The sequence below is a fragment of the Brevibacillus panacihumi genome, from assembly GCF_003710985.1.
Taxonomy (GTDB): Bacteria; Bacillota; Bacilli; order Brevibacillales; family Brevibacillaceae; genus Brevibacillus; species Brevibacillus panacihumi.
Genome location: NZ_RHHT01000076.1, coordinates 1 through 3,056, shown reverse-complemented (window position 1 = coordinate 3,056; position 3,056 = coordinate 1). Strand labels below are relative to the sequence as shown.

Below are 3,056 nucleotides of genomic sequence, written 5' to 3'. Positions count from 1 at the left end.
CTCTTGGGTAACTCTCCGTATATATGGCTCCTCGGGACGGACTCGAACCGCCGACCGATCGGTTAACAGCCGATTGCTCTACCGACTGAGCTACCGAGGAACAATGAAGGAATTTATTCCTTCAAAACTGAATCTGCATGAATGCTTTGTGGATGTGTGTGGATAAGTCCTCGACCGATTAGTATTCGTCAGCTCCACGTGTTGCCACGCTTCCACACCGAACCTATCAACCTCATCGTCTATGAGGGGTCTTACCAGCTTGCGCTGTGGGAAGTCTCATCTTGGAGGGGGCTTCACGCTTAGATGCTTTCAGCGCTTATCCCTTCCGCACATAGCTACCCAGCTGTGCCACTGGCGTGACAACTGGTGCACCAGCGGTGCGTCCATCCCGGTCCTCTCGTACTAAGGACAGCTCTCCTCAAACTTCCTGCGCCCGCGACAGATAGGGACCGAACTGTCTCACGACGTTCTGAACCCAGCTCGCGTACCGCTTTAATGGGCGAACAGCCCAACCCTTGGGACCTACTTCAGCCCCAGGATGCGATGAGCCGACATCGAGGTGCCAAACCTCCCCGTCGATGTGGACTCTTGGGGGAGATAAGCCTGTTATCCCCAGGGTAGCTTTTATCCGTTGAGCGATGGCCCTTCCATGCGGAACCACCGGATCACTAAGCCCGACTTTCGTCCCTGCTCGACTTGTAGGTCTCGCAGTCAAGCTCCCTTCTGCCTTTACACTCTACGAATGATTTCCGACCATTCTGAGGGAACCTTTGGGCGCCTCCGTTACCTTTTGGGAGGCGACCGCCCCAGTCAAACTGCCCACCTGGCATGGTCCTCTCGCCCGATCAGGGCGACGAGTTAGAAACTCCGTACATCAAGGGTGGTATCCCACCGACAGCTCCACAGAGGCTGGCGCCCCTGCTTCTCAGCTTCCCACCTATCCTGTACATGATGCACAAAGTTCCAATACCAGGCTACAGTAAAGCTCCATGGGGTCTTTCCGTCTTGTCGCGGGTAACCTGCATCTTCACAGGTATTATGATTTCACCGGGTCTCTTGCCGAGACAGCGCCCAAGTCGTTACGCCTTTCGTGCGGGTCGGAACTTACCCGACAAGGAATTTCGCTACCTTAGGACCGTTATAGTTACGGCCGCCGTTTACTGGGGCTTCGGTTCAAAGCTTCGCTTGCGCTAACCCATCCCCTTAACCTTCCAGCACCGGGCAGGCGTCAGCCCCTATACTTCGCCTTGCGGCTTCGCAGAGACCTGTGTTTTTGCTAAACAGTCGCTTGGGCCTTTTCACTGCGGCCCCCTCGGGCTATAAACCCTACCGGGGCGCCCCTTCTCCCGAAGTTACGGGGCCATTTTGCCGAGTTCCTTAGCAAGAGTTATCCCGCGCACCTTAGGATTCTCTCCTCGCCTACCTGTGTCGGTTTGCGGTACGGGCACCTTGCTCCTCGCTAGACGCTTTTCTTGGCAGTGTGAAATCAGGGACTTCGGTACTAAAATTTCCCTCGCCATCACAGCTTGCCCTTAGCAGTGTGCGGATTTGCCTACACACCAGGCTTGCTGCTTGGACGGCCATCCAGTAGGCCGCTCACCCTATCCTCCTGCGTCACGCCATTGCTCAAGCGGAACAAAGGTGGTACAGGAATATCAACCTGTTGTCCATCGCCTACGCCTTTCGGCCTCAGCTTAGGTCCCGACTAACCCTGGGAGGACGAGCCTTCCCCAGGAAACCTTAGGCTTTCGGTGGACAAGATTCTCACTTGTCTTTTCGCTACTTACACCGGCATTCTCACTTCCAAGCGCTCCACCGCTCTTTCCAGTACGGCTTCACTGCTGCTTGGAACGCTCCCCTACCCAGTCCGTAAGGACTGCCATAGCTTCGGTGGTATGTTTAGCCCCGTTACATTTTCCGCGCAGAGTCACTCGACCAGTGAGCTATTACGCACTCTTTAAATGGTGGCTGCTTCTAAGCCAACATCCTGGTTGTCTGGGCAACTCCACATCGTTTCCCACTTAACATACACTTGGGGACCTTAGCTGATGGTCTGGGCTGTTTCCCTCTTGACGATGGATCTTAGCACTCACCGTCTGACTCCCGGACATAAGTCATTGGCATTCGGAGTTTGACTGAGTTCGGTAACCCGATGAGGGCCCCTAGCCCAATCAGTGCTCTACCTCCAAGACTCTTATTCCGAGGCTAGCCCTAAAGCTATTTCGGGGAGAACCAGCTATCTCCGAGTTCGATTGGAATTTCACCGCTAGCCACACCTCATCCCCGCACTTTTCAACGTGCGTGGGTTCGGGCCTCCAGTAGGTGTTACCCTACCTTCACCCTGGACATGGCTAGATCACACGGTTTCGGGTCTACGGCAACGTACTTGCGCCCTATTCAGACTCGCTTTCGCTGCGGCTCCGTCTCTTCGACTTAACCTCGCACGCTACCGTAACTCGCCGGTTCATTCTACAAAAGGCACGCCGTCACCCTTTTAACGGGCTCCGACTATTTGTAAGCACACGGTTTCAGGTACTCTTTCACTCCCCTCCCGGGGTGCTTTTCACCTTTCCCTCACGGTACTGGTTCACTATCGGTCGCTAGGTAGTATTTAGCCTTAGCAGATGGTCCTGCCAGATTCATACGGGATTTCACGTGTCCCGCACTACTCGGGGTTGGTCTCGGAGAGACGCGCGTTTAGGCTACGCGACTGTCACGCTCTGTGGTCAGCTTTCCCAAGCTGTTCACCTACGCGCGTCTTTTGTAACTCCGTGTGAGACGCCCCACAACCCCGCCAGGTAAACCTGACGGTTTAGGCTCTTCCGCGTTCGCTCGCCGCTACTGACGGAATCACTATTGTTTTCTCTTCCTCCGGCTACTTAGATGTTTCAGTTCACCGGGTCTGCCTTCTCGTACCCTATGGATTCAGATACGGATACCATCCCATTACGGATGGTGGGTTCCCCCATTCGGAGATCCCCGGATCAAAGCGTGCTTACCGCTCCCCGAGGCTTATCGCAGTTCGCTGCGTCCTTCTTCGGCTCCTAGCGCCAAGG

General features: G+C 55.1%; 1 tRNA gene and 1 rRNA gene. Both read right to left on the bottom strand.

Annotated elements, in window-relative coordinates:
* Positions 1–24: 24 nt before the first annotated feature.
* A tRNA-Asn gene (locus tag EDM58_RS24270) sits at positions 25–100 on the bottom strand.
* 58 nt (positions 101–158) lie between these two features.
* Positions 159–3,056: ribosomal RNA gene (locus EDM58_RS24265) — 23S ribosomal RNA — on the bottom strand; the annotation flags it as partial.